Here is a 22,505-nt window from a genome sequence, read left to right on the forward strand (position 1 = left end):
AACTGCTTCATGCCACGCTTCCTCATGCGGAGCGCGCTCGCGCTCGCGCTTTTCACTGCTGTCCCGGCCTTCGCGGACGTCACGCTCGACGGCCGCTCCGCCACCCCCGAATCGATCGCGCGCATCGCCGACGGCGAAGCCGTGTCGATCGCGCCGGCTGCCCGCCAGCGGGTCGTCGCCGCGCACGACGTGCTGCTGAAGGCCGCCGCGGCCGGCCAGCAGATCTACGGGCTGACGGTCGGCGTCGGCCTCAACAAGGATCGCGAAATGGTCGATGCGCACGGCAAGCTGAGCCAGGAGGTGATCGACGCATCGACGCGCTTCAACATCGGGCTGATCCATGCCCACTCGGGCAGCGTCGGCCCCGACATGAGCGTGCGCGTGGCCCGCGCCGCGATGGCCGCGCGCCTGAACGCGATGCTCGACGGCGGGGCCGGCGTGCAGCCGGCGATCGTCGATGCGTACGCGCAGTTCCTCAATCGCGGCGTCACGCCGGCGATGCCGGCGGACGGCTCGATCGGCGAAGCGGACATCACGATCCTGAGCCATGTCGGGCTCGCGATGCTCGGCGAAGGCGACGTGTACTACCAGGGCCGCAAGCTCGCGGCCGCCGACGCGCTGAAGTCGGCCGGCATCGCGACGATCCGTCCGTACGGCAAGGACGCGCTCGCGATCCTCAGCTCCAACGCGTATTCGGCCGGCATGGCGGCGCTGGCGCTCACCGACATGGCGCGTTTCGCGCACGTGTCGAAGGTCGTGTTCGCGCTGAGCCTGCAGGGGCTGAACGGCAACGTGTCACCGTTCCGCGAGGACACGCTGGCGCTGCGGCCGTTCCCGGCCACGCTGCGCGCGGGCGCGACGCTGCGCACGCTGCTCGCGGGCAGCAGCCTGTGGAATCGCGATCCGGACCGGCCGCTGCAGGATCCGCTCAGCTTCCGCTCCGGCGTCTATCTGCTCGGCGAAGAGGATCGCACCTACGACGAAGCGCGCGCGCTGCTGCAGATCCAGCTCAATTCGAGCGACGACAACCCGGGCGTCGCGGTCGGCGTCACGCCGAAGTCGAACCGCGCGCAGGACGCGGCCGGCTATGTCGACGGCGGCGGTGCGGTCCTGCCGAGCGCGAACTTCGAGCCGCTGCCGTGGGTGCTCGCGTTCGAGCAGCTCGGGCTCGCGCTCGGCCACAACGCGCTCGCATCCGCGCAGCGCATCGTCAAGCTGAACGACCCGCACCTCACCGGCCTGTCGCGCTTCCTCGGCACCGACGAGACCGTGCACGCATTCGGCGCGATGGAGAAGCCGCCGACCGCGCTCGCGATGACGGTGAAGTCGCTCGCGATGCCGGTGTCGCTCGACTACCTGCCGGTCGCCGGCGGCATCGAGGACGTCGCGACGAACGCGCCCGACGTCGTGCAGCGCGTGCAGAAGCAGATCGACGCGAGCTACACGCTGCTCGGCCTCGAACTGATCGAAGCCGCGCAGGCGATCGACCTGCGCCAGCGCAAGCAGCCGTCGTTCGCGCTCGCGCCGGCCACGCAGCCGCTCTATCGCGCACTGCGCGCGAAGGTCGCGTTCCTCCAGCGCGACCGCCCGCTCACGCCGGACTTCCGCGCCGCCGATACGCTGCTGCGCGCGTATCGCGACTGAGCGGCGCACCGCTCTTCCCGCGTTTCACCGTTTAGTTGCCGCACCCGCCACCGCGATCGTCGCCCGATCGCGGCGCGGGGCATGCACGTCCCTACGTTCCCGTATGCAACCGGATCGAAGCACCGCTCGCTCGCCGTCTCACCACCACCCTACACGGACCCGCATCATGAAAAGAATCCTGTTCGCGCTGCCGCTCGCTGCGGCCGCCACCGCTCACGCGCAAAGCAGCGTCACGCTGTACGGCATCGTCGAGGACGGCGTCGACTACGTGTCGAACGTGCAAGGCAAGCATCTCGTGCAGCTCGCGTCGGGCGTGACGGCCGGCAGCCGCTGGGGCGTGCGCGGCACCGAGGATCTCGGCGGCGGCCTGAGCGCGATCTTCCGGCTCGAAAGCGGTTTCGACCTCAACGCCGGCCGCCTCGGCAGCGGGCTCGCATTCTCGCGCAATGCCTACGTCGGGCTGAACGACGCGAAGCTCGGCACGCTCACGCTCGGCCGCCAGTGGGACTCGATCGTCGACTACGTCGAGCCGTTCACGCTGAACGGCAACGTCGGCGGCTACTACTTCGCGCACCCGAACGACATGGACAACACCGACAACGGCTTCCCGATCTCGAACGCGGTCAAGTACCGCAGCCCGACGATCGCGGGCATCACGTTCGGCGGTCTCTATGCATTCGGCGGGCAGCCCGGCCGTTTCTCCGACAACGCGACGTTCAGCGTCGGCGCGCGCTACGCGGCGGGGCCGGTCGGCTTCGGCATCGGCTATCTGCGCATCAACAACCCGGGCGTGTCGACGCAGGGCTACCAGAACTATCCGGGCTTCACGAACGCGATCTACGGCAACTACCTCGACGCGGCGCGCGCGCAGAAGGTGTTCGGCGTCGGCGCGTCGTACCAGGTCGTTCAGTGGCTCAAGCTGCTGGCCGACTTCACGAACACGAACTTCCAGCAGGGCAGCGCGGGGCATGACGCGACATTCCAGAACTACGAGCTGTCGACGCTCGTCACGCCGACGCCCGCGGTGACGATCGGCGCCGGCTATACGTACACCACGGGCCGCGACCACGCGACGAACGCGGAGCCGAAATACCACCAGTTCAACCTGAGCGTCGAGTACGCGCTGTCCAAGCGCACGAGCGTCTACGTGATGGGTGCGTTCCAGAAGGCGGCGGGCGACGCGCCGGTCGCGCAGATCGCGGGCTTCAATCCGTCCGGCAACCAGAAGCAGGCGGTCGGGCGCACGGGGATCCGGCACGTGTTCTGACGTTTTCGACGGCTGACGGCCGGCTGCGGCATCTGCGCCGCCGTTCGTCACGCGCCGTTCGACAACGCGGCGGCGCCCCTTCCATTTCGTTCCTTCATAAAATTCGATCAGTATGACTATTCATTCGAACCGGAATACCCGCCGGCGCAAGCACCTGATATCGACCGTCGGCACGGCGCTGATCGCCTGCGCGATCGCCGGCGATGCGGCGGCCCAGTCGTCCGTCTCGCTGTACGGGCTCGCCGACGTCTACGTCGGCACGCAACGCAGCCTCGGCAGCGCACGCGCCTATGCGATGAATTCGGGGGGCTTCACGACGAGCTTCTGGGGCATCGGCGGGCGCGAGGATCTCGGTGGCGGCTATGCGCTGCAGTTCGCGCTCGAGGCATTCATGCGGCCATCGAACGGCGGCGCCGGCCGCTTCGGCGGCGATACGTTCTTCGGGCGCAACGCGTATGTCGGCGTCGCGACGCCGTACGGCGTGCTGCGCGCGGGGCGCAACACGACGCCGTATTACATCTCCGTCGTGCGCTTCAACCCGTTCTCGACGTCGTTCGGTTTTGCGCCGGCGCTGAACCAGATGTACAAGGGCGTGGCGGGGCAAGGCCTCGTCGGCGACAACGGCTGGAGCAATTCGATCCTGTATTCGACGCCCGGCACGCAGGCACTGCAGGCGAGCCTGATCTATGCGACCGGCAACGCACCGGGCCACGCCGGCGCGAACCAGTGGGGCGGCAGCATCACGTACGACCGGCAACAGGCGTTCAGCGCGACGCTCGCATTCCAGCAGGCGAAGTACGACCGTGCGCCGGGCGACCTGACCACGTCCATCGCCGGCTTCACGCAGCAGGACGCCGTGCTGGCCGGCGTCGGCTACGACCTGAAGTTCGTGAAGTTCACCGCGTTCTACCAGTACGTGCACGACGCGATCGACGGCGGCGGGCTCGGCACGCATAGCGGGCAGATCGGCGCGGCGGTGCCGCTCGGCTTCGGCACGGTGCTCGCATCGGTCATGGCCGCGAAGAGCCACGGCCGCGACCGCCCGTCACGCACGACCTGGGCGCTCGGCTACGACTACCGGCTGTCGAAACGGACCGACGTCTACGTCGCGTTCATGCGCGACCGCGCGAGCGGTTACGGGAATGGCGATTCGGCCGGACTCGGCCTGCGCACCGCCTTCTGAGCCGCGCACGCCGGCGCGACGCGACGGCGGCCGCATGCGACGCACACCCGCTACGCGTCGGCTGCCCCGTGCAGCAGCAACACCGCGTCGCGCTTCTCCAGCAGATGCCGCCGCAGGATCGCGGCGAGCGCCTTGCCGTCGCGCGCCTCCAGCGCCTTGATCATCTCCTCGTGATCGTGCACCGCGCGATCCCATTTCTCGACGTGCTGGTTCGAGCGGAACCGCATCGACATGATCCGGCGATTGATCGATTGATACGTCGCGCGCAGCGCCGAGTTGCGCGCCGCCTCGTTGATGCGGTCGTGGATCTCCTGGTTGCGGCTGTAGTAGCCCGGCAGGTCGTTCTGCAGCCGGCACGCGAGCATCGAGTAATGCAGCGCCTTGATCTCCGCGAGCTCGGCCGGCGTGATGCGCTCGCAGGCCAGCTCGCCTGAAAACGCCTCCAGCCCCGACATCAGCTCGAAGGTCTCGCGGATCTCCGATTCGCTCATCCGGTACACGCTCGCGCCGCGATTCGGCGACAGCACGAGCAACCCCTCGGCCGCCAGCACCTTGAACGCCTCGCGCAACGGCGTGCGCGAGATGCCCAGCGTTTCGCACAGCTCGCGCTCGTTCAGCCGCATGCCCGGCGTCAGCACGCCCTCGACGATGAATTTGCGCAGGTGCTCGACCACCGTGTCGTGCAACCGCTGCCGCTCGAGTTTCGGCAGTGCCGGCGCGCCGCCGGCATGCTCCAGTTCGTTCAAATCTTGCATGCAAAGTCCTTCCTTCTTGCTTCACGCGATTCTACTGCAACTCGCCCGACCCGAATATCGCACCGCGAATGTCGGGTAAACACCGGCATCTCCGGCGAAATCAATACTTGGTTTCGTGGCGATCGCTCTGCTAAAGTATTTTGCATGCAAAATTCAAAATGCAACCAAGGAGACAGAACTGCCATGCTGCACCTCGACTTCCATCCGTCCGGCCGCCACTTCCTGCAGATTCCGGGGCCGAGCCCGGTGCCCGACCGCATCCTGCGGGCGATGAGCTATCCGACCATCGACCACCGCGGCCCCGAATTCGGCGCGCTCGGCCTCAAGGTGCTGGCCGGCATCAAGAAGATCTTCAAGACCACGCAGCCGGTGGTCATCTATCCGGCCTCGGGCACGGGCGCATGGGAAGCCGCGCTGACCAATACGCTGAGCGCCGGCGACACGGTGCTCATGTACGAGACGGGTCATTTCGCGACGCTGTGGAAGAAGATGGCCGAGGCGCTCGGCCTGAAACCCGAATTCCTCGGCCTGCCGGGCATCGAAGGCTGGCGCCGCGGCGTGCAGCCCGACATGATAGAAGCGCGCCTGCGCGCGGACACCGCGCACGTCATCAAGGCCGTGTGCGTGGTGCACAACGAGACGTCGACCGGCGTCACGTCCGACATCGCCGCGGTGCGCCGCGCGATCGACGCGGCCGGCCACCCGGCGCTGCTGATGGTCGACACGATCTCGGGACTCGCATCGGCCGACTACCGCCATGACGAATGGGGCGTCGACGTGACGGTGTCCGGTTCGCAGAAGGGGCTGATGCTGCCGCCGGGCATCAGCTTCAACGCGGTGTCGCCGAAGGCGCTCGCGGCGAGCGGGCACGCGACGCTGCCGCGCGCGTTCTGGGGCTGGCACGAGATCATCGAAGCGAACCGGAACGGCTACTGGCCGTATACGCCGAACACGAACTTGCTGTACGGGCTCGCCGAAGCGCTCGACATGATCCTCGGCGAAGGGCTCGACAACGTGTTCGCGCGCCACCAGCGGCTCGCCGAGGCGACGCGCCGCGCGGTGCGCGCATGGGGCCTCGAAATCCAGTGCGCGGACCCGGCCGTCTACAGCCCGGTGCTGACCGGCGTGATGATGCCCGAGGGCGTCGACGCGGACGCGGTGCGCAAGCTCATCTACGAGCGCTTCGACATGTCGCTCGGCCAGGCGCTCGGCAAGATGCGCGGGAAGATGTTCCGCATCGGCCATCTCGGCGACTGCAACGACCTCACGCTGATGGCCACGCTCGCCGGCTGCGAGATGGGGCTGAAGCTCGCGGGCGTGCCGCTCGCCGGCAGCGGCATCGTCGCGGCGATGGATTTCATCGCATCGAGCACCCACACGCCCGCACTGCGCGCGGCGGCCTGATCGCGCGCGCCGGCGCGTCGCCGCCGGCACGCCGCCCGTTCCCCGTTGCGGCCCGCGCGCGATGCGCGGCCGCGCTGCTGCCGCGGCAAACCGGCCCCAGAGCCGGCGCGGTTGCAGCTACAAGCCAGACAACATCAAGGAGACGCAACATGAAGCTGTTCCGAGCGACCAGCATCGTGCTGGTGATGCTGTGCGTGATGTACTTCATCACGTACCTCGATCGCGTGAACGTGAGCACGGCCGCCGCCGGGTTCAGCCGGGAATTCGGGCTGAACCGGACCGAGATCGGCCTCGTGTTCTCCGCGTTCGCGTATCCGTACCTCGTATTCCAGATCATCGGCGGCTGGGTCAGCGACCGCTTCGGCGCGCGCCGCACGCTGCTCGCCTGCGGGTTGCTGTGGGCCGTCGCGACGCTGCTCACCGGGATGGCCGGCGGCCTGATGTCGCTGCTCGCCGCACGGCTGCTGCTCGGGCTCGGCGAAGGCGCGACGTTCCCGGCCGCGACCTCGGCGATGTCGCGCTGGGTGCCGCGCGAGAAGCGCGGTTTCGCGCAGGGCATCACGCATGCGTTCTCGCGCGTCGGCAATGCGGTCGCACCGGCCGCGGTCGTCGCGGTGATGGCCGTGTACGGCTGGCGCGAATCGTTCTACATCTGCGGCGTGATCAGCATCGTGTGGGTCGCGATCTGGGCGCTCGTCTACACCGAACACCCGAAGGATCACCCGCGCATCACGCAGGCCGAGCTCGACACGCTGCCGCCGCCGAAGCCGAAGCCCGCGACGGTGCCGTGGGGCCCGCTGTTTCGCCGGATGATGCCCGTCACGATCGTCTACTTCTGCTACGGCTGGACGCTGTGGCTGTTCCTGAGCTGGATTCCGCAGTACTTCCTGCACAGCTACGACCTCGACCTGAAGAAATCGGCCATCTTTGCGTCGGCGGTGTTCTTCGCGGGCGTGATCGGCGACACGCTCGGCGGCCTCGTCACCGACCGCATCCTGACGCGCACCGGCAACCTCAAGCGCGCGCGCAGCTGGATGGTGTCGATCTGCATGCTGTTCACGCTGCTGTCGCTGTTGCCGCTGCTGTTCACGCACCATCTTTACGTATCGATGGCGTGCCTCTCGGCCGGCTTCTTCTTCGCCGAGATGACGATCGGCCCGATGTGGGCCGTGCCGATGGACATCGCGCCGGAACACTCCGGCACCGCGAGCGGGATGATGAACTCCGGCTCCGCGCTCGCCGCGATCCTGTCGCCGGTGATCTCCGGCTACGTGATCGACCGCTTCGGCAACTGGGAGCTGCCGTTCATCGGCAGCATGGTGCTGATGGGCGTGGGCGTATTGCTCGCGTTCCGCATGCAGCCCGACAGCCGCTTCACCGAATCGGGCACCGAGCAACCCGCCGCCAAGCGGTCGCCGGCCTGATGCCGATCAGTGCGCCGCCGGCATCGCGGCGCCCCCCTTTTCCCTCTCGTCATCCATGACCCAACACGCTACCCATGATCTGGCCGCCCGGCTCGTCGCCGGCTGGCAACACGGCATCGCGTTCGCCACGCTGCCGCCCGAACTCGTCCCCGCCAGCGCCGACACGGCCTATGCGGTGCAGGCGCGCATCCTCGCCGAACGCCGCGCCGCGATCGGCGCGTGGAAAGTCGGCGCGAAACAGCCCGACGGACCGATCCAGTGCGCGTCGCTGCCCGACGATTGCCGGCACGCGAGCGGCGTCACGCTGCCGCGCGGCGCGTTCCGGCCGCTCGGGCTCGAACTGGAAATCGCGTTCCGCTTCGGCCGCGCATTCGCGCCGCGTGCCGACGCATATGCCGACGACGAAGTGTTCGACGGCATCGCGCAGATGGGCGCCGCGATCGAGATCGTCGCGAGCCGCTATCGCGAATGGCCGGACGTCGCGCCCGCCGCACAGCTCGCCGACCTGCAGAACCACGGCGCGCTCGTGCTCGGCGAGATGACCGGCTACCGCGCCGATTTCCCGTTCGTCGCGCCCGGCCCGGCGTTCGCGTTCGACGGGCAGGACATCGTCGGCGCCGCGTCGGGCACGAACCCGGCCGGCGATCCGCACCGCCTGCTGCCGTGGCTCGTGAATCACGCGTCGCGGCGCGGCATCGCGCTGCCGGCCGGCACCGTCGTCACGACCGGCTCCTACACGGGCATGTTTTTCCCGCGGGCCGCGGGCACGGCCGCCGGCCGCATCCCGGGATTGCCGCCCGTGAGCGTCACGCTCGCCTGATCCTTGTCCGATCCTTGCACGACCCGCCTTCAACCGACACCGACCGCCGCCATGAAATCCGCCGTCTCGCCTTCGCTGGTTCGCCCCGTCCATCTCGTGCCGTCGCAACGCGCCGCGCTGTCGCCGCTGTTCGAGCAGTTGCGCACCGAACTGCGCGGCGACGTCCATGCCGACCGCGCCAGCCGCGGCCGTTACGCGACCGACGCGTCGATCTACCAGATCATGCCGCTCGGCGTGGTCGTGCCGCGCGACCAGGACGACCTGCGGATCGCGCTCGACATCGCACGCGACCGCAAGATTCCGGTGCTCGCGCGCGGCGCCGGCACGAGCCAGTGCGGGCAGACGGTCGGCGAGGCGCTCGTCGTCGACAACAGCAAGTGGCTGAACCGGATCGTCGAATTCGATGCGCAGGCGCGCACCGTGACGGTCGAGCCCGGCATCGTGCTCGATCACCTGAACGCGTGGCTGAAGCCGCACGGGCTATGGTTCCCGGTCGACGTATCGACCGGCGCGCAATGCACGATCGGCGGGATGGCCGGCAACAACTCGTGCGGATCGCGCTCGATCGAGTACGGCAACATGGTGCACAACGTGCTCGCGATCGACGCGATCCTCGCCGACGGCAGTGCCTGCCGGTTCGGCTCGCTCGCGCAGCCGGTCACCGATCGCCGCACGCTCGACCTGCTGCACGGCGTCGAGCGGATCGCGACGCGCGAGCGCGACGAGCTCGTCGAGCGCGTGCCGAAGGTGCTGCGCCGCGTGGCCGGCTACAACCTCGACCTGTTCGACTGTCAGAACCCGCGCGCCTATACCGACGACGGCCATGCGAATCTCGCGCACCTGCTCGTCGGCTCGGAAGGCACGCTGGCCTACAGCCGCCAGATCACGCTGAAGCTCGCGCCGCTGCCCGCGCACAAGACGCTCGGCGTCGTGAACTTCCCGACCTTCTATCAGGCGATGGATGCCGCGCAGCACATCGTGAAGCTGAAGCCGGTGGCCGTCGAGCTCGTCGATCGCACGATGATCGCGCTATCCATGGAAAACCCGGCGTTCCGGCCCGTGATCGAACGGGCGCTGGTCGGGCAGCCCCAGGCGATCCTGCTCGTCGAGTTCGCGGGCGAATCGCGCGATGCGCAACTGACGCAGCTCGACCGGCTCGCCGAGCTGATGGCCGATCTCGGCCTGCCCGGCAGCGTCGTGAAGATGACCGACGCCGGCGCGCAGAAGGCCCTGTGGGACGTGCGCAAGGCCGGGCTGAACATCATGATGAGCATGAAGGGCGACGGCAAGCCGGTGTCGTTCATCGAGGATTGCGCTGTGCCGCTCGAACATCTCGCCGAATACACGCGCCGCCTGACCGAGGTGTTCCACAAGCATGAAACCGAAGGCACGTGGTACGCGCATGCGAGCGTCGGCACGCTGCACGTGCGGCCGATCCTCGACATGCGGCGCGACGGCGCAACCCGGATGCGCGAGATCGCCGGCGAAGCGGCCGCGCTGGTGCGCGAGTACAAGGGCGCCTATTCGGGCGAGCATGGCGACGGGCTGTGCCGCGGCGAATGGGTCGCGTGGCAGTACGGCCCACGCCTGAACGCCGCGTTCGCGGAGATCAAGCGGCTGTTCGATCCCGACAACCGCTTCAACCCAGACAAGATCGTCAATCCGCCGCGCATGGATGCGCGCGAGCACTTCCGTTTCGCGCCCGGCTATGCGGCGCTGCCGCTGCAGCCCGCGCTCGACTGGTCGGCCTGGAACGTCACACGCAACCCGCTGACCGGAGAGGAAACCGAACCGGGTAGCGGCACGGACATCACGCACGGGCTCGCGTCGGCCGTCGAGATGTGCAACAACAACGGCCACTGCCGCAAATTCGACGCGGGCACGATGTGCCCGAGCTATCGCGCGACGCGCGACGAGCAGCACGTGACGCGCGGCCGCGCGAACACGCTGCGGCTCGCGGTGACGGGCCAGCTCGGCGCCGACGGCCTCGCCGGCGACGACGTAAAGGCCGCGCTCGATCTGTGCGTGTCGTGCAAGGGCTGCAAGCGCGATTGCCCGACCGGCGTCGACATGGCGCGTTTCAAGATCGAAGCGCGCCATGTGCGGAACCGCACGCACGGCACGACACTGCGCGAACGACTCGTCGCGTATCTGCCGCGTTATGCGCCGTGGGCTTCGAGGATGCGCGGCGCGCTCGCGTTCGCGAACGGCATGCCGGTCGTTGCGCCGGTGATGAAGCGGTGGATCGGCCTCGCGCCGCAGCGCGCGCTGCCCACGTTTGCGCGGCCGTTTCTGGCGAGTGCGGGTGCGGCTTCGATGCCGGCGCCAGACCCGCAAGCCGGTTCGATCACCCGCGAAGTGCTGCTCTTCGTCGATACGTTCAGCAACTACCAGGAGCCGGACAACGCGCGCGCCGCGCGGGCCGTGCTCGAAGCGGCCGGCTACACCGTGCATTTCAACGCGCGGCAAGGTGAACGGCCGCTGTGCTGCGGCCGCACGTTCCTCGCGGCCGGCCTCGTCGACGAAGCAAAGGCTGAAGCGAAACGCACACTCGATACGCTGCGGCCGTATCTCGAACGCGGCGTGGCGATCGTCGGGCTGGAGCCTTCGTGCCTGCTGTCGATGCGCGACGAGTTTCTCGCGTATGGCTACGGCGACGAAGCGACCCGCCTCGCCGGTCATGCATTGCTGTTCGAGGAGTTTCTGGTTCGCGAGCAAGCGGCCGGCCGGCTGTCGCTGCCGCTGCGTGCGCTCGACGGAACCGCCGAGGCGCTGGTGCACGGCCACTGCCATCAGAAGGCATTCGACGCGTTCACGCCGGTGCAGACCGTGCTGCGCTGGATTCCCGGATTGAAGGTGTCGCCGGTCGAATCGTCGTGCTGCGGGATGGCCGGCAGCTTCGGTTACGAAGCCGAGCACTACGATGCGTCGCAGGCAATGGCCGAGCTGTCGCTGCTGCCGGCCGTGCGCGCGCGGGCCGACGGTGCGATCGTCGTCGCGGACGGGACGAGTTGCCGGCACCAGATCCGCGACGGCGCGCAGACGCAGGCCGTGCACGTGGCACGCGTGCTGCAGCGCGCGCTGCAAGGCTGACGGCCGCGCCGGCGCTCAGGCACGCCACCCGGCGCGCAATTGCCCGGTGACGGCGGGCCGCCGCAGGCGCATCACTGCACCTCGCCCATCCCGCCCATCAGCGTCATCAACTGCTCCCGCAGCCACTGACTCCCCTGGTCCTGATCGGCACTGCGATGCCAGTAGCAGAAGTATTCGAGCCCCGGCATCTCGAACGGCAGTTCGAGAATCCGCGCCGGATAGCGCCGCAACAGCCGCAGCGGCGCCGTCAGCGCGAGATCGCCACGCATCGCGATCAGCGGCGCGACCATGTAGTGCTGCACGCGCATCTGGATGTTGCGGCGCAGCCCGAGCCGCGTCAGTTCCGCATCGACGTGCCCGCTGCCCTGGCGGCGGCTCGACACGTGGATGTGCCCCATCGACAGGTAGTCGTCCAGGGTCAGCGTGTCGCCCTCGAACGGGTGGTCGTCGCGGATCATGCACGCGTAGCGGTCGCGCACGAGCAGCGCCTGGTGCAGGTGCGGATCGGCAAGCAGCGGCGCGTCGATCGCGATGTCGACGGAGCCGTTGGCGAGCGCGGTCGCGACTTCGCGGCGGTCCATCGTATAGCTGCGCACGTGCATGCCGGGCGCATGCGTCTGCAGCAGTTCGCCGAGCGCCGGCAACAGCAGCGCCTCGGTCAGGTCGCTCATGCTGAGCCGGAACACGCGTTCGGACGAAGCCGGGTCGAACACGTCGCCTTCGTGCGCGCTCGAATCGAGCAGTTGCAACGCCTCGCGCACGCGGCCGACGATGTTCTCGGCCATCGGCGTCGGCATCATCCCGGCCGGCGTGCTGACGAACAGCGGATCGTTCAGCGTCTTGCGCAGCCGCGCCAGCGCGTTGCTGACGGCCGGCTGCGTGAGGTTCAGCACCTCCGCCGCGCGCGTCAGGTTGCGCTTGTTGTAGATCGCCTCGAATACGACGAACAGGTTCAGATCAATCTTCGAAAGGCGCATCGCCGAATCTCCTTGCCGAGATCTTACGGCGCGCGCCGTTCGTTCGTCCACGTCGCGCCGCTCAACCGCGCGGCGGGCGCGTCAGGTACGGCTCGGTCGATCCGCGCACGGCATCCTTGATCTCCATGCGCGCGATCGCCTGCAGGTGCACCTCGTCCGGACCGTCGGCGAAGCGCAGCGCGCGGCCCCAGGTCCACAGATCGGCGAGCGGCGTGTCGGGGCTCAGGCCCATCGCGCCGAACACCTGCATCGCGCGGTCGCACACGTCCGTATAGACGGTCGGCACGAGCGCCTTGATCATCGAAATCTCCTTGCGCGCGGCCTTCGCGCCGACCTTGTCGATCATCCACGCGGCCTTCAGCACCAAGAGGCGCGCCTGGTCGATCTCGATGCGCGAGCGCGCGATCCATTCGCCGATCGTGCCGTGCCGGTTCAGCGGCTTGCCGAACGCCTCGCGCGACTGCGCGCGGTCGATCATCAGCTCCAGCGCGAGTTCGGCCGCGCCGATCGAGCGCATGCAGTGGTGAATGCGGCCCGGGCCGAGGCGCGCCTGCGCGAGCGCGAAGCCGCTGCCTTCCTCGCCGAGCAGGTTGCGCGCCGGCACGCGCACGTTGTCGAACGTGATCTCGCAGTGCCCTTCCGGCGCGTAGTGGTTGACCACCGTGATGTTGCGCACGATCGTCAGGCCCGGCGTGTCGCGCGGCACGAGGATCATGCTCTGCTGCCGGTGCGTTTCCGCATCGGGGTCGGTCTTGCCCATCACGATGAAGATCTTGCAGTTCGGATGCGCGGCGTTCGTGATGAACCACTTGCGGCCGTTGATCACGTAGTCGTCGCCGTCGCGCTCGATGCGCGTCGTGATGTTGGTCGCGTCCGACGACGCGACGTCGGGCTCCGTCATCGCGAACGCCGAGCGGATCTCGCCGCGCAGCAGCGGCAGCAGCCACCGTTCGCGCTGCTCCGGCGTCGCGAACATGTGCAGCAGCTCCATGTTGCCGGTGTCCGGCGCATTGCAGTTGAACACCTCCGACGCCCAGCCCACGCGCCCCATGATCTCGGCGAGCGGCGCATATTCGAGGTTCGTCAGGCCCGTGCCCGGCTCGTCGTCCTTGAGGTGCGGCAGGAACAGGTTCCACAGCCCTTCGGCCTTCGCGCGCGCCTTCAACTCCTCCATGAACGACACGGGGTACTGCCCCGCATGCACCTCCTCGTTCCACTGACGGATGCGCGGCACGATGTGCGCATCCATGAACGCGCCGACGCGTTCGCGCAGTTCTTCCACTTTCGGGGTGTAGCCAAAATCCATGATCGACTCCTCGAGATTCCGTGTTCCGTTCGTTCGGTTCAGAAGGCCGAGACGCCGCCGTCGACGGCGACGGCCTGCCCGGTCAGATACGTGTTTTCCTTCGCGCACAGCGTGAGCATCGTCGCGACGATTTCTTCCGGGCGGCCGAGCCGCTTCATCGGCGAGCCCTGCGCGAGGAAGTCCTGGCGCTCGCCGATGTCGCTGTCGGTGACCATCGGCGTCGTGCTGTAAAACGGGCACACCGCGTTCACGCGAATGCCGTGGCGCGCGTATTCGAGCGCGGCCGTCTTCGTGAGCCCGATCACCGCGTGCTTCGACGCCGCATAGGCGGCCAGCTTCGGCGCGCCGCCGAGCCCCGCCATCGACGCGACGTTCAGGATCACGCCTTCGCGCTGCGCGAGCATCTGGCGAATCTGGTGCTTCATCCCGAAGAACACGCCTTTCGCGTTCACCGCGAAGCTCAGGTCGAGATCGGCTTCGTCGGTATCGATCAGCGCCTTCAGCGGCGGCGCGATGCCCGCGTTGTTGATGCCGACGTCGAGCCGCCCGAAGCGCGCGACCGCCGCCTGCACCAGCGCCGCGACCTCCGCTTCGATCCGCACGTCGCAGCGCTGCGCGATCACGTCGGCGCCGGCCGCGCGCAGCGGTGCGGCCACGCGTTCGAGCGCTGCAGCGTTCAGGTCGCCGAGCGCGAGCCGCGCGCCCATCGCGGCCAGCTCGCTCGCGAGCAGCGCGCCGAAGCCGCTCGCGGCGCCGGTGATCATCACGGCCTGCCCGGCGTAGCTGTCGAGTTTCATCGCGCGCTCAGATCGTCAGGCCGCCGTCGACGACGATGCATTCGCCGTTCGTGTAGCTCGCCGCGTCCGACACGAGATACAGCACCGTGCCGGCCATCTCGCGCGGCTCCGCATGGCGGCGCAGCGGGATCTTGCCCATCCAGGTTTCGTAGATGTCCTTGTCGGCGAACAGCGCGCCGGCGAACTTCGTCTTCGTGAGGCCGGGCAGCAGCGCGTTCACGCGAATGCCGAGCGGCCCGCACTCCTTCGCGAACGCCTTCGTCATGTTGACGACCGCGGCCTTCGTGATCGAATAGATGCCTTGCCGGTCGCCCGGCTGCAGCGCATTCACCGACGCGGTGTTGACGATCGCGCCGCCGCCGTTCGCCTTCATCAGCTTGCCGGCCTCGACCGACATGAAGAAGTAGCCGCGGATGTTCACGTCGACCGTCTTCTCGTATGCGGCGAGATCGGTATCGAGGATGTGCCCGAAATACGGGTTCGCGGCCGCGTTGTTCACTAGGATGTCGAGTCGGCCGTGCTTGCCGCGGATCGTCTCGAACGTCGCCGCGATATCCTCCAGCCGCCCGACGTGGCACGCCAGCGCTTCGGCGCGGCCGCCCGCCGCGACGATTGCGTCCGCAACCGCCTGGCAGTCGTCGAGCTTGCGGCTCGACACGATCACGTGCGCGCCCTGCTCCGCCAGCAGCTTCGCGATTTCCTCGCCGATGCCGCGGCTTGCGCCCGTCACCAGTGCGATCTTTCCCGTCAGGTCGAACAGATTCGTTGCCATGTCGTCGTGCTCCTCCATTGATATGTTTGACCGTGCCGCCGCGCCACCGCCCGGCGGCTGCGGCGATTCCGGCGTTCAGCGCTGCGTGCCGATCACGTCCACGGCCAGTTCGGCCAGCCGGCCCGTCATCGCGCCGACGCGCAACGCCTGCTCGCTCGACGCATTGCCCTGCAGCGCGCGCGCCTTCACGCCCTGCGCGATCGCCGCGAGCCGGAAGAAGCTGAAGGCCAGATAGAAATGCCAGTCGCGGATCGGTTCGATCCCGCGCAGTTCGCAATAGCGCGCGACGATCGCCGCTTCGTCGGGAATCCCGAGTTCCGTGCGATCCTGGCCCGCGAGCCCGCGCACCTGACCGCCCGACGGCAGCCGCAGGCACATGCAGAAATACGCGAGATCGGCGAGCGGATTGCCGAGCGTCGACAGTTCCCAGTCGAGCACGGCCTGCACGCGATAGCCGTCACGCGCGAACATCAGGTTGTCGATCCGGAAATCGCCGTGAACCAGCGCGGGCCGGCCGATATCCTCGGGGCACGCTTTCGGCAGCCAGTCGATCAACGTCTCCATTGCGTCGAGACGCTCCGTTTCCGCCGCGCGATACTGCTTCGTCCACACGCCGATCTGACGCTCGAAGTAGTTGCCGGGGCGGCCGTAGTCGGCAAGCCCCACCGCGTCGACGTCCACGTCGTGCAGCGCGGCCATCGTGCGCAGCAGCGCGTCGTAGCAGGTCGCGCGCTCGTTCTTCGGCAGTTCCGGCAGCGCCGGATCCCAGAAGATCCGGCCGTCCTCGAAGCTCATCACGTAGAACAGGCTGCCGATCACGTCGCGGTCTTCGCAGAGGTGATACGGATGCGCGACCGGCACCGCGGTGCCCGACAGCGCGCTCAGCACGCGGAATTCGCGATCGACCGCATGCGCGGATTTCAGCAGCTCGCCGGGCGGCTGGCGGCGCAGCACGTAGCAGCCGCTCTTCGCGTGCAGCAGGAAGGTCGGATTCGACTGGCCGCCGGCAAACTTCTCCATGTCGAGCGGGCCTTCGAAACCCGCTACGTGCGCTTCCAGATAGCGCGTGAGGCGGGCTACGTCGAGGGGCTGGGAAGGGTTCGTCATCGTCGCGATCGTTCGTGGGTCAGCCGTAGGTTCGCAGCGCATGTCGTTCGGGATCCTCCAGATGCGGGATGCCATTGAACGACGCGAGGTGGAACGCTTCGGCGTTGAAGAAAAACTGCGAAAGGCTGCTGTTGCGGATCTGCAGGTTCAGCGCGATCGCGCTCGACGGCGGTGCGTCGAGCACCTGCTGCACGGTCACCGAGATCGGGCCGCCGGAGCTCACCGCGAGCACGCGCCGGCCGCCGCCGTGGCGGATCGCGACGCGCGCGTCGGCGACGCGCTGCTGGAAATGCGCCCAGGTTTCGGGGGCCGCGTCGCCGAGCTTGTCGTCAGCCCACAGGTACAGCACCTGCCGGAGCGCGCGAAAGTGCGCGTTCATCGAGCCGGCCGCGAGCCGCGCGATCTCCGGATAGTCGCGGGCGGCTGCCGCGAACAGCCCGTGGAAATCGTATTCGTTCAGGCCGGGATGGCGGTCGACCGGCGCGCCTTCACGACCCATCCCGCGCAGGATCGCATCGACCGTCTGCGCGTGCCGGTGCATCGTGCCGCAGATCACGCGATCGAATGCGAGACCCTGCCGCGCGAAGTATTCGCCGAGCCAGACGCCTTGCTGCTCGCCCGCGGCGGACAGCCGGTCGTAGTCGTCCGTGCCGAACGACGCCTGCCCGTGCCGTACCAGAAAGAGTTCAGCCATTGCCTGCCCTGCCCGCCTGAGGGAAACCGAAGGCCCAGCATAGCGACCGGATCTATATTTTTGAAATTTATTTTCTGAATCAGTCAGTATTCATCGCGTGAATTCACCCTGGACAGACAACGCGCTTGCGCCGGCTTTCGTCCGCACCCCGCGTCGCGGCACGCGAATTGCGGCAGCCGCCACCGTCATGTCGAACACGTCCAGGAGGGGTGCGATGCTCGGTACGATCCTTATCATCATCCTGATTCTGATGCTCATCGGGGCATTTCCGTCATGGCCTCACAGCCGAAGCTGGGGCTACTGGCCATCGGGGACCGTCGGGCTCATCGTCATCATCGTCGTGATCCTGGTGCTGCTGGGTCGCATCTAGACAGGAAGGCGCGTGCCGTCGAACGGTCGCGCGCCTTCCTGTTTCGTCGTCGTGGCTTCTTTACAAAAGTAAGCGATGAACGGCAAACCCGGCAGCGCTCGCCGGCCTGCGTATCGGCACCGCCGACCATGCGGTCAAGCCGTTCGATCCCGTCGAAGTCGTCGCGTGCCCGTCCCGCGCCCCACACGCTCAAGCGGCGGCTCGAAACCCAGCAGCGTGTATTCCGCGACCGACACGGTCGATTTCGCCTCCGGCCCCTGCACGACGACGGCCCGCACCGCGCCGGCCCGGTCGAACTTCAGCCGCGTGCCCACGGTCGCCTGACGCAGCGCTTCCAGTTCCTCGACACGCGCGATCGCCAGCTTGCGTACCGCGCCGGACACGTACACCGGCAGGAACACCAACGCGATGAAGATCGACACCGTGTCCTTCGACACGCTGTCCAGCATCGGCTGGCCCGACAGCACGAGCGACAGCGACGTCGCGCTGACGAAGATCGCCAGCACCGTCGCGCCCGCGCCGAGCGACGAGAAGCGCTCGGCCGCCTGCTTGGTGCGCGCCTTCACGAGCGCGCGCGCCGTCGCGGACGGCGCGAGCCATTCGCGCTTGGCGCCGTGAAACCCGGCGAACCCGAGCAGCAGCGTCATCGTGCCGCTCACGAGCAGCGCGCCGAACAGCGCGTCCAGCATTACGCAAACGAATTCGAGCACGAACACGGTGACGAGCGGCACCAGCAGCAGCCGGAACGAATAACCGTCGCGGCCATGCCCCTGGATCCACCATTTCACCGGCGGCAGTTGCCAGAAACGGCTGTCCCGGTGGCGTGCAAGTTGTTGTTCCATGTCCGTCCATTCCCGACTGTGCGATACCGCTTCGTCACTTCATCATCGCAGCGCGGCGGCACCGGCAGCATCGGCATCCGCGTCGATGCGCGCGCCCGCCGCGCGACCATTCCACATCATGCCGCAAGCGCTCGCGGCAAACCCGCGGCAGGTCCGCTCCCGCGCCCGGGCGCGGCGACACCGAATGCCTCAGGTTATCAATTGATCCAAAAGATTCATTAGACGATGCATCGCCCGGCGCGCGATGCTGGCCCGGCCCGTGAACGCGGTGTCGTTGCAACGCCGCGCACGACCTTGGAGCGAGACACATGAATACCGATCATCGTCAACGGCGCCACACGCTGTGGCTGCTGTGCGCGCTTTCGTTCATCCTCTACGTCGACCGCGTGAACCTCGCGACCGCGGCCGGTGCGATCAAGTCCGAACTCGGGCTATCGAACACCGAACTCGGCGTCGCCTTCTCCGCCTTCGCATATTCGTACGCCGTCTGCCAGGTCTTCGGAGGCTGGATCGCCGACCGCTTCGGCGCGCGCATCACGCTGATCGGCTGCGGGCTGATCTGGGTCGCGTCGACCTTCATGACGGGCCTCGTGCACAGCCTCGCGCTGCTGTTCGCCGCGCGCCTGCTGCTCGGCATCGGCGAAGGCGCGACGCTGCCCGCGCAGGCGCGGGCGATCACGCACTGGTTCTCGCGCGAACGGCGCGGCGTCGTGCAGGGTTTCACGCATTCGTTCTCGCGGCTCGGCAACGCGGTCACGCCGCCGATCGTCGCCGCGCTGATGACGTGGCTGTCGTGGCGCGCGGCGTTCTTCGTGATCGGCGCGGTGACGCTGGTGTGGCTCGCCTGGTGGATCGCCGGCTTCCGCGAATACCCGCTCGGCGACGATGACGGCCGCACGCGCCCCGTCGCACGGCCCGCGCCGCCGTCCGGCCCGACGCCGTGGGGGCCGCTGTTCCGCCGGATGGCGCCGACGATCTTCGTGTACTTCTGCTACGGCTGGACCGCATGGCTGTTCTTCACGTGGTTGCCGACGTTCTTCCTGAACGGCAAGGGCCTCGACCTGAAGTCGACCGCGCTGTTCGCGTCGGGCGTGTTCTTCGCGGGCGTGGTCGGCGACACGGTCGGCGGCTGGCTGTGCGACCGCATCTACCGCCAGACCGGCAACCTCGCGCTGTCGCGCCAGAGCGTGATCGTCGCGAGTTTCGCCGGCGCGCTCGTGTGCCTGCTGCCGCTCGCGTTCGTGCATTCGACGGCCGGCGTCGCGCTGTGCCTGTCCGGGTCGTTCCTGTGTCTCGAACTGACGATCGGGCCGATCTGGGCGGTGCCGAGCGACATCGCGCCGAAACACGCCGGCATCGCGAGCGGAATGATGAATGCCGGTTCCGCGGTCTCGGGGATTCTGTCGCCGATCCTGTTCGGCTATCTCGTCGACCGAACCGGCAGCTGGACGGTGCCGTTCATCGGCTCGGTCGCGATGCTGCTGATCGGCATCGTCGCCGCGCTGCGGATCCGGCCCGATCGCGCGCTGTCGGAAGCCGCGCCGTCGCTCGTCGAAGCGCCGGCCGCGCCGTCGGCGCGCTGAAGCGGCGCGCGTCGGGTTCGCCTGCCTCAGTCGCCTCGCCGGTGTCGCCATCCCGCTTCACCGCGTTCCGTGATGGCAGTGGTTTGGTGTGCTTGGTGTGCTTGGTGTGCTTGGTGTGCTTGGTGTGCTTGGTGTGCTTGGTGTGCTTGGTGTGCTTGGTGTGCTTGGCATGTTTGGCCTGCTTGGCTGGTTCGGCTGGTTCGGCTTGATCGGCTTGATCGGCTTGACCGGCTTGACCGGCCAGCGCGGTTGGCGCGGCTGGCTCGGCCGCCTCGGCTGACAAACCACGCCATTACGCATCGCCGTCATCCCCCGCCCCGTCCCGATGGAACAGCGCGAGAAACTGCTGCGCGGGAATGCTCAGCGGCCTGTCGCGCCGCACGAGGCTGCCGTACGACGGCAGCTTCTGGTCGAGCACGTAATCGAGGATCGCCACCAGCCCGTGCTCGGCGTTGCGCCGCGCGACGGTCAGCGGAATCACGCCGAGCATGTGCGAGCGGTCGACGAGGTTCATCGTCGTCAGGATCGAGCCTGTTTCGACGAGCCCGCGCGGCATCGGCTGGTGACGCGCGCGGAATTCGCGCTCCACCACTTCGCGCGCCGGGCTGCCGGCCGGCTGCAGGATCCACGCGTAATCGAGCAGCGCGTCGAATTCGACCGGCCCCGCGCCCGCGAGCGGATGGTCGCGGCCCGCGATGATCGCGAGCGCCTCGTCGTCCACCACGCGGAAATCGCAATCGGTGCCGACGTTCCGGCCGATCACCACTTCGAGCACGCCTTCGCGCAACTGCGGCATCAGCCGGTCGCTGGTGTCGACCGCGATGTCGATCGCGAGCAGCGGATAGCGCGCCTTCAACTGCACCAGCGCCTCGGTGAGCCGCCCCGGCGACGCCGCCATGATGCTGCCGATCGCGAGCCGCCCCGCGCTGCCGAGCTGCAGCTCGCCCAGCTCGCGGTTGAGCGCCTCCACGCTGCCGCGGATTCCGCGGAAATAGCCGAGCACGCGCTCGCCGGCCCGGTTCAGCACGAGCCCGCGCCCGACGCGGTCGAACAGCCGCTGGCCGAGCGCGCTTTCCAGTTCGGCCAGCATTTTCGTCGCGGCGGGCTGCGTGAGGCCGAGCTGGCCGGCCGCCGCGCGCAGCGTCGAGCATTCGTCCACCGCGAGCAACAGCGCGATCTGCCGCATCCGCAGCCGGTTCAGCAATTGGGGAGTCGAGTCTCGTCGATCGATCGAGCCCATTTTTGATTACTCCAGGTTATCGATTCATCAAGAGTTTTCAATTTACCGACTCATTCCGTCTACCTAGCATGAACCCCATAGACCAACGGCCACGCGCCGCCACCGGAGACACAGCATGAACAAGCACCCGACCGCCGTCCGCCACGGAGGCGCCGCATGACGACCGCCGCTCCCCTGCCCGTCGTCGCGCTGACGCTCGGCGACCCCGCCGGCATCGGCGCCGAGCTGATCGCGAAACTGCTCGCGCGGCCCGACGCGACCGCCCGCGCGAATCTCGTGCTGATCGGCGACCGCTGGCTGTGGGAAGCCGGCCAGCGCGTGGCCGGCGTGACGGTCGACGTCGAACCCGTCGCGTCGCTCGCCGCCGTGCGCGGCCGGCCGTCCACCGCGCGCGCCGCGTTCGTCGCGGTCGACACGATCGATCCCGCGCAGGTCACCGTCGGCCAGGCGGGCGCCGCCGGCGGCCGCTCGACGCTGACCGTGCTCGACCAGTGCCTCGACGCCGCGCTCGCCGGCGACATCGACGCGATCTGCTTCGCGCCGCTGAACAAGTACGCAATGAAACTCGGCGGCCTCCAGCACGACGACGAGCTGCACCACTTCGCCGCCGCGCTCGGCGTGACCGGCTACTTCTGCGAATTCAACACGCTCGGCGAGCTGTGGACCGCGCGAATCTCGTCGCATATCCCGCTGAAGGATGCGGCGGCCCAGCTGAGCGTCGAGCGGATCGAACAGGCATCCGAACTGATCTACCGGTCGCTGCTCGCGAACGGCGTCGCCGCGCCGAAGGTCGCGATCGCCGCGTTCAACCCGCACGGCGGCGACGGCGGCAGCTGCGGGCGCGAGGAAGTCGACATCATCGAGCCGGCGGTGCGCAAGCTGCAGGCGCGCGCGTGGCCGACCGACACGCCGTTCCACGGCCCGTTCCCGGCCGACACGATCTTCCTGAAGGCGCAGGCCGGCGACTACCAGGCGATCGTCACGATGTACCACGACCAGGGGCAGATCGCGATCAAGCTGCTCGGCTTCTCGCGCGGCGTGACCGTGCAGGGCGGGCTGCCCGTGCCGATCACGACGCCCGCGCACGGCACCGCGTACGACATCGCGGGCCGCGGCAGCGCCGACGTCGGCGCGACCTGGCAGGCGCTGCAGATCGCGTGCCGGATGGGCGCCGTGCGCCGCACGTCCGCCGTTTCCGCGTGACCCTCGCACGCCTTCTACACACGA

20 protein-coding genes are annotated in these 22,505 nt (G+C 68.3%); 11 read left to right on the plus strand and 9 right to left on the minus strand.

From position 1 onward, the window contains the following. Positions 1–9: 9 nt before the first annotated feature. The 3 genes from BME24068_RS03685 (at position 10) to BME24068_RS03695 (ending at position 4,094) form a co-directional block, all read left to right on the plus strand. Positions 10–1,644 (plus strand): HAL/PAL/TAL family ammonia-lyase, encoded by a 1,635-nt coding sequence (locus tag BME24068_RS03685; protein ID WP_174925182.1) that lies wholly within the window; start codon positions 10–12, stop codon positions 1,642–1,644. A 166-nt stretch (positions 1,645–1,810) separates the two neighbouring features. Beyond that, a complete protein-coding gene (locus BME24068_RS03690) occupies positions 1,811–2,911 on the plus strand; it encodes a porin (protein WP_174925183.1) in 1,101 nt (366 codons plus the stop codon). Between the two features lie 112 nt (positions 2,912–3,023). Next, positions 3,024–4,094 (plus strand): porin, encoded by a 1,071-nt coding sequence (locus BME24068_RS03695; protein ID WP_174925184.1) that lies wholly within the window; start codon positions 3,024–3,026, stop codon positions 4,092–4,094. 50 nt (positions 4,095–4,144) lie between these two features. Here the strand turns inward: BME24068_RS03695 and BME24068_RS03700 are convergent, their stop codons facing one another. Further along, positions 4,145–4,849 (minus strand): GntR family transcriptional regulator, encoded by a 705-nt coding sequence (locus tag BME24068_RS03700; RefSeq protein WP_096500886.1) that lies wholly within the window; start codon positions 4,847–4,849, stop codon positions 4,145–4,147. 183 nt (positions 4,850–5,032) lie between these two features. Between BME24068_RS03700 and BME24068_RS03705 the strand changes: the two genes are divergently transcribed. From BME24068_RS03705 to BME24068_RS03720, 4 genes are all read left to right on the plus strand, one after another. After that, on the plus strand, positions 5,033–6,253 hold the full coding sequence (locus BME24068_RS03705; RefSeq protein ID WP_174925185.1) for a pyridoxal-phosphate-dependent aminotransferase family protein: 1,221 nt from the start codon (positions 5,033–5,035) through the stop codon (positions 6,251–6,253). 149 nt (positions 6,254–6,402) lie between these two features. Beyond that, positions 6,403–7,677: an MFS transporter gene (locus BME24068_RS03710; RefSeq protein WP_096500890.1), complete on the plus strand. Its 1,275-nt coding sequence runs from the start codon at positions 6,403–6,405 to the stop codon at positions 7,675–7,677. Between the two features lie 55 nt (positions 7,678–7,732). Further along, positions 7,733–8,497, plus strand: coding sequence for a 2-keto-4-pentenoate hydratase (locus BME24068_RS03715; RefSeq protein ID WP_174925186.1), 765 nt, complete (start codon positions 7,733–7,735; stop codon positions 8,495–8,497). A 51-nt stretch (positions 8,498–8,548) separates the two neighbouring features. Then, positions 8,549–11,590: an FAD-binding and (Fe-S)-binding domain-containing protein gene (locus BME24068_RS03720; RefSeq protein ID WP_174925187.1), complete on the plus strand. Its 3,042-nt coding sequence runs from the start codon at positions 8,549–8,551 to the stop codon at positions 11,588–11,590. 71 nt (positions 11,591–11,661) lie between these two features. On the opposite strand, the gene BME24068_RS03725 is transcribed toward BME24068_RS03720, so the two are convergent. The 6 genes from BME24068_RS03725 to BME24068_RS03750 form a co-directional block, all read right to left on the minus strand. After that, the gene (locus BME24068_RS03725; RefSeq protein WP_174925188.1) at positions 11,662–12,567 is read right to left on the minus strand and encodes a LysR family transcriptional regulator; all 906 of its coding nucleotides are present in this window, start codon (positions 12,565–12,567) and stop codon (positions 11,662–11,664) included. Positions 12,568–12,628: 61 nt separating this feature from the next. Beyond that, positions 12,629–13,873: an acyl-CoA dehydrogenase family protein gene (locus BME24068_RS03730; RefSeq protein WP_096500896.1), complete on the minus strand. Its 1,245-nt coding sequence runs from the start codon at positions 13,871–13,873 to the stop codon at positions 12,629–12,631. Positions 13,874–13,911: 38 nt separating this feature from the next. Then, positions 13,912–14,670: an SDR family NAD(P)-dependent oxidoreductase gene (locus tag BME24068_RS03735; RefSeq protein WP_096500898.1), complete on the minus strand. Its 759-nt coding sequence runs from the start codon at positions 14,668–14,670 to the stop codon at positions 13,912–13,914. Between the two features lie 7 nt (positions 14,671–14,677). Beyond that, positions 14,678–15,442 carry an SDR family oxidoreductase gene (locus BME24068_RS03740; protein ID WP_096500900.1) on the minus strand — a complete coding sequence of 255 codons (765 nt, stop codon included), beginning with the start codon at positions 15,440–15,442 and terminating at the stop codon, positions 14,678–14,680. 75 nt (positions 15,443–15,517) lie between these two features. Then, positions 15,518–16,549 carry a phosphotransferase gene (locus tag BME24068_RS03745; RefSeq protein ID WP_174925189.1) on the minus strand — a complete coding sequence of 344 codons (1,032 nt, stop codon included), beginning with the start codon at positions 16,547–16,549 and terminating at the stop codon, positions 15,518–15,520. Between the two features lie 19 nt (positions 16,550–16,568). Continuing rightward, complete coding sequence (locus BME24068_RS03750) at positions 16,569–17,243, minus strand: histidine phosphatase family protein (protein WP_174925190.1); 675 nt, start codon at positions 17,241–17,243, stop codon at positions 16,569–16,571. A gap of 214 nt (positions 17,244–17,457) precedes the next feature. Here BME24068_RS03750 and BME24068_RS03755 point away from each other — a divergent pair, with 214 nt between their 5' ends. Next, entirely contained in the window at positions 17,458–17,613 is a 156-nt protein-coding gene (locus tag BME24068_RS03755) for a DUF3309 family protein (RefSeq protein WP_174925191.1), read from the plus strand. A 134-nt stretch (positions 17,614–17,747) separates the two neighbouring features. Here the strand turns inward: BME24068_RS03755 and BME24068_RS03760 are convergent, their stop codons facing one another. Next, positions 17,748–18,455, minus strand: a complete 708-nt coding sequence (locus BME24068_RS03760; protein WP_174925192.1) for a hypothetical protein — start codon at positions 18,453–18,455, stop codon at positions 17,748–17,750. A gap of 308 nt (positions 18,456–18,763) precedes the next feature. Between BME24068_RS03760 and BME24068_RS03765 the strand changes: the two genes are divergently transcribed. Together BME24068_RS03765 and BME24068_RS03770 are read left to right on the plus strand one after the other, a co-directional pair. Continuing rightward, complete coding sequence (locus BME24068_RS03765) at positions 18,764–20,038, plus strand: MFS transporter (RefSeq protein WP_174925193.1); 1,275 nt, start codon at positions 18,764–18,766, stop codon at positions 20,036–20,038. Positions 20,039–20,135: 97 nt separating this feature from the next. Then, entirely contained in the window at positions 20,136–20,318 is a 183-nt protein-coding gene (locus tag BME24068_RS03770; RefSeq protein WP_174925194.1) for a hypothetical protein, read from the plus strand. A gap of 12 nt (positions 20,319–20,330) precedes the next feature. Here BME24068_RS03770 and BME24068_RS03775 read toward each other — a convergent pair whose 3' ends face one another. Continuing rightward, entirely contained in the window at positions 20,331–21,278 is a 948-nt protein-coding gene (locus tag BME24068_RS03775; RefSeq protein WP_096500912.1) for a LysR family transcriptional regulator, read from the minus strand. 156 nt (positions 21,279–21,434) lie between these two features. Here BME24068_RS03775 and BME24068_RS03780 point away from each other — a divergent pair, with 156 nt between their 5' ends. Further along, positions 21,435–22,481, plus strand: a complete 1,047-nt coding sequence (locus BME24068_RS03780; RefSeq protein ID WP_174925195.1) for a 4-hydroxythreonine-4-phosphate dehydrogenase PdxA — start codon at positions 21,435–21,437, stop codon at positions 22,479–22,481. The last annotated feature ends 24 nt before the right edge of the window (positions 22,482–22,505 follow it).

Source organism: Burkholderia anthina (assembly GCF_902498995.1).
Taxonomy (GTDB): Bacteria; Pseudomonadota; Gammaproteobacteria; order Burkholderiales; family Burkholderiaceae; genus Burkholderia; species Burkholderia anthina.

Excerpts from the sequence above, each read along its gene's own strand:
- BME24068_RS03685 (WP_174925182.1), top strand. The coding sequence starts at position 10 with ATGCCACGCTTCCTCATGCGGAGCGCGCTCGCGCTCGCGCTTTTCACT.
- BME24068_RS03690 (WP_174925183.1), top strand. The coding sequence starts at position 1,811 with ATGAAAAGAATCCTGTTCGCGCTGCCGCTCGCTGCGGCCGCCACCGCT.
- BME24068_RS03695 (WP_174925184.1), top strand. The coding sequence starts at position 3,024 with ATGACTATTCATTCGAACCGGAATACCCGCCGGCGCAAGCACCTGATA.
- BME24068_RS03700 (WP_096500886.1), bottom strand. The coding sequence starts at position 4,849 with ATGCAAGATTTGAACGAACTGGAGCATGCCGGCGGCGCGCCGGCACTG.
- BME24068_RS03705 (WP_174925185.1), top strand. The coding sequence starts at position 5,033 with ATGCTGCACCTCGACTTCCATCCGTCCGGCCGCCACTTCCTGCAGATT.
- BME24068_RS03710 (WP_096500890.1), top strand. The coding sequence starts at position 6,403 with ATGAAGCTGTTCCGAGCGACCAGCATCGTGCTGGTGATGCTGTGCGTG.
- BME24068_RS03715 (WP_174925186.1), top strand. The coding sequence starts at position 7,733 with ATGACCCAACACGCTACCCATGATCTGGCCGCCCGGCTCGTCGCCGGC.
- BME24068_RS03720 (WP_174925187.1), top strand. The coding sequence starts at position 8,549 with ATGAAATCCGCCGTCTCGCCTTCGCTGGTTCGCCCCGTCCATCTCGTG.
- BME24068_RS03725 (WP_174925188.1), bottom strand. The coding sequence starts at position 12,567 with ATGCGCCTTTCGAAGATTGATCTGAACCTGTTCGTCGTATTCGAGGCG.
- BME24068_RS03730 (WP_096500896.1), bottom strand. The coding sequence starts at position 13,873 with ATGGATTTTGGCTACACCCCGAAAGTGGAAGAACTGCGCGAACGCGTC.
- BME24068_RS03735 (WP_096500898.1), bottom strand. The coding sequence starts at position 14,670 with ATGAAACTCGACAGCTACGCCGGGCAGGCCGTGATGATCACCGGCGCC.
- BME24068_RS03740 (WP_096500900.1), bottom strand. The coding sequence starts at position 15,442 with ATGGCAACGAATCTGTTCGACCTGACGGGAAAGATCGCACTGGTGACG.
- BME24068_RS03745 (WP_174925189.1), bottom strand. The coding sequence starts at position 16,549 with ATGACGAACCCTTCCCAGCCCCTCGACGTAGCCCGCCTCACGCGCTAT.
- BME24068_RS03750 (WP_174925190.1), bottom strand. The coding sequence starts at position 17,243 with ATGGCTGAACTCTTTCTGGTACGGCACGGGCAGGCGTCGTTCGGCACG.
- BME24068_RS03755 (WP_174925191.1), top strand. The coding sequence starts at position 17,458 with ATGCTCGGTACGATCCTTATCATCATCCTGATTCTGATGCTCATCGGG.
- BME24068_RS03760 (WP_174925192.1), bottom strand. The coding sequence starts at position 18,455 with ATGGAACAACAACTTGCACGCCACCGGGACAGCCGTTTCTGGCAACTG.
- BME24068_RS03765 (WP_174925193.1), top strand. The coding sequence starts at position 18,764 with ATGAATACCGATCATCGTCAACGGCGCCACACGCTGTGGCTGCTGTGC.
- BME24068_RS03775 (WP_096500912.1), bottom strand. The coding sequence starts at position 21,278 with ATGGGCTCGATCGATCGACGAGACTCGACTCCCCAATTGCTGAACCGG.
- BME24068_RS03780 (WP_174925195.1), top strand. The coding sequence starts at position 21,435 with ATGACGACCGCCGCTCCCCTGCCCGTCGTCGCGCTGACGCTCGGCGAC.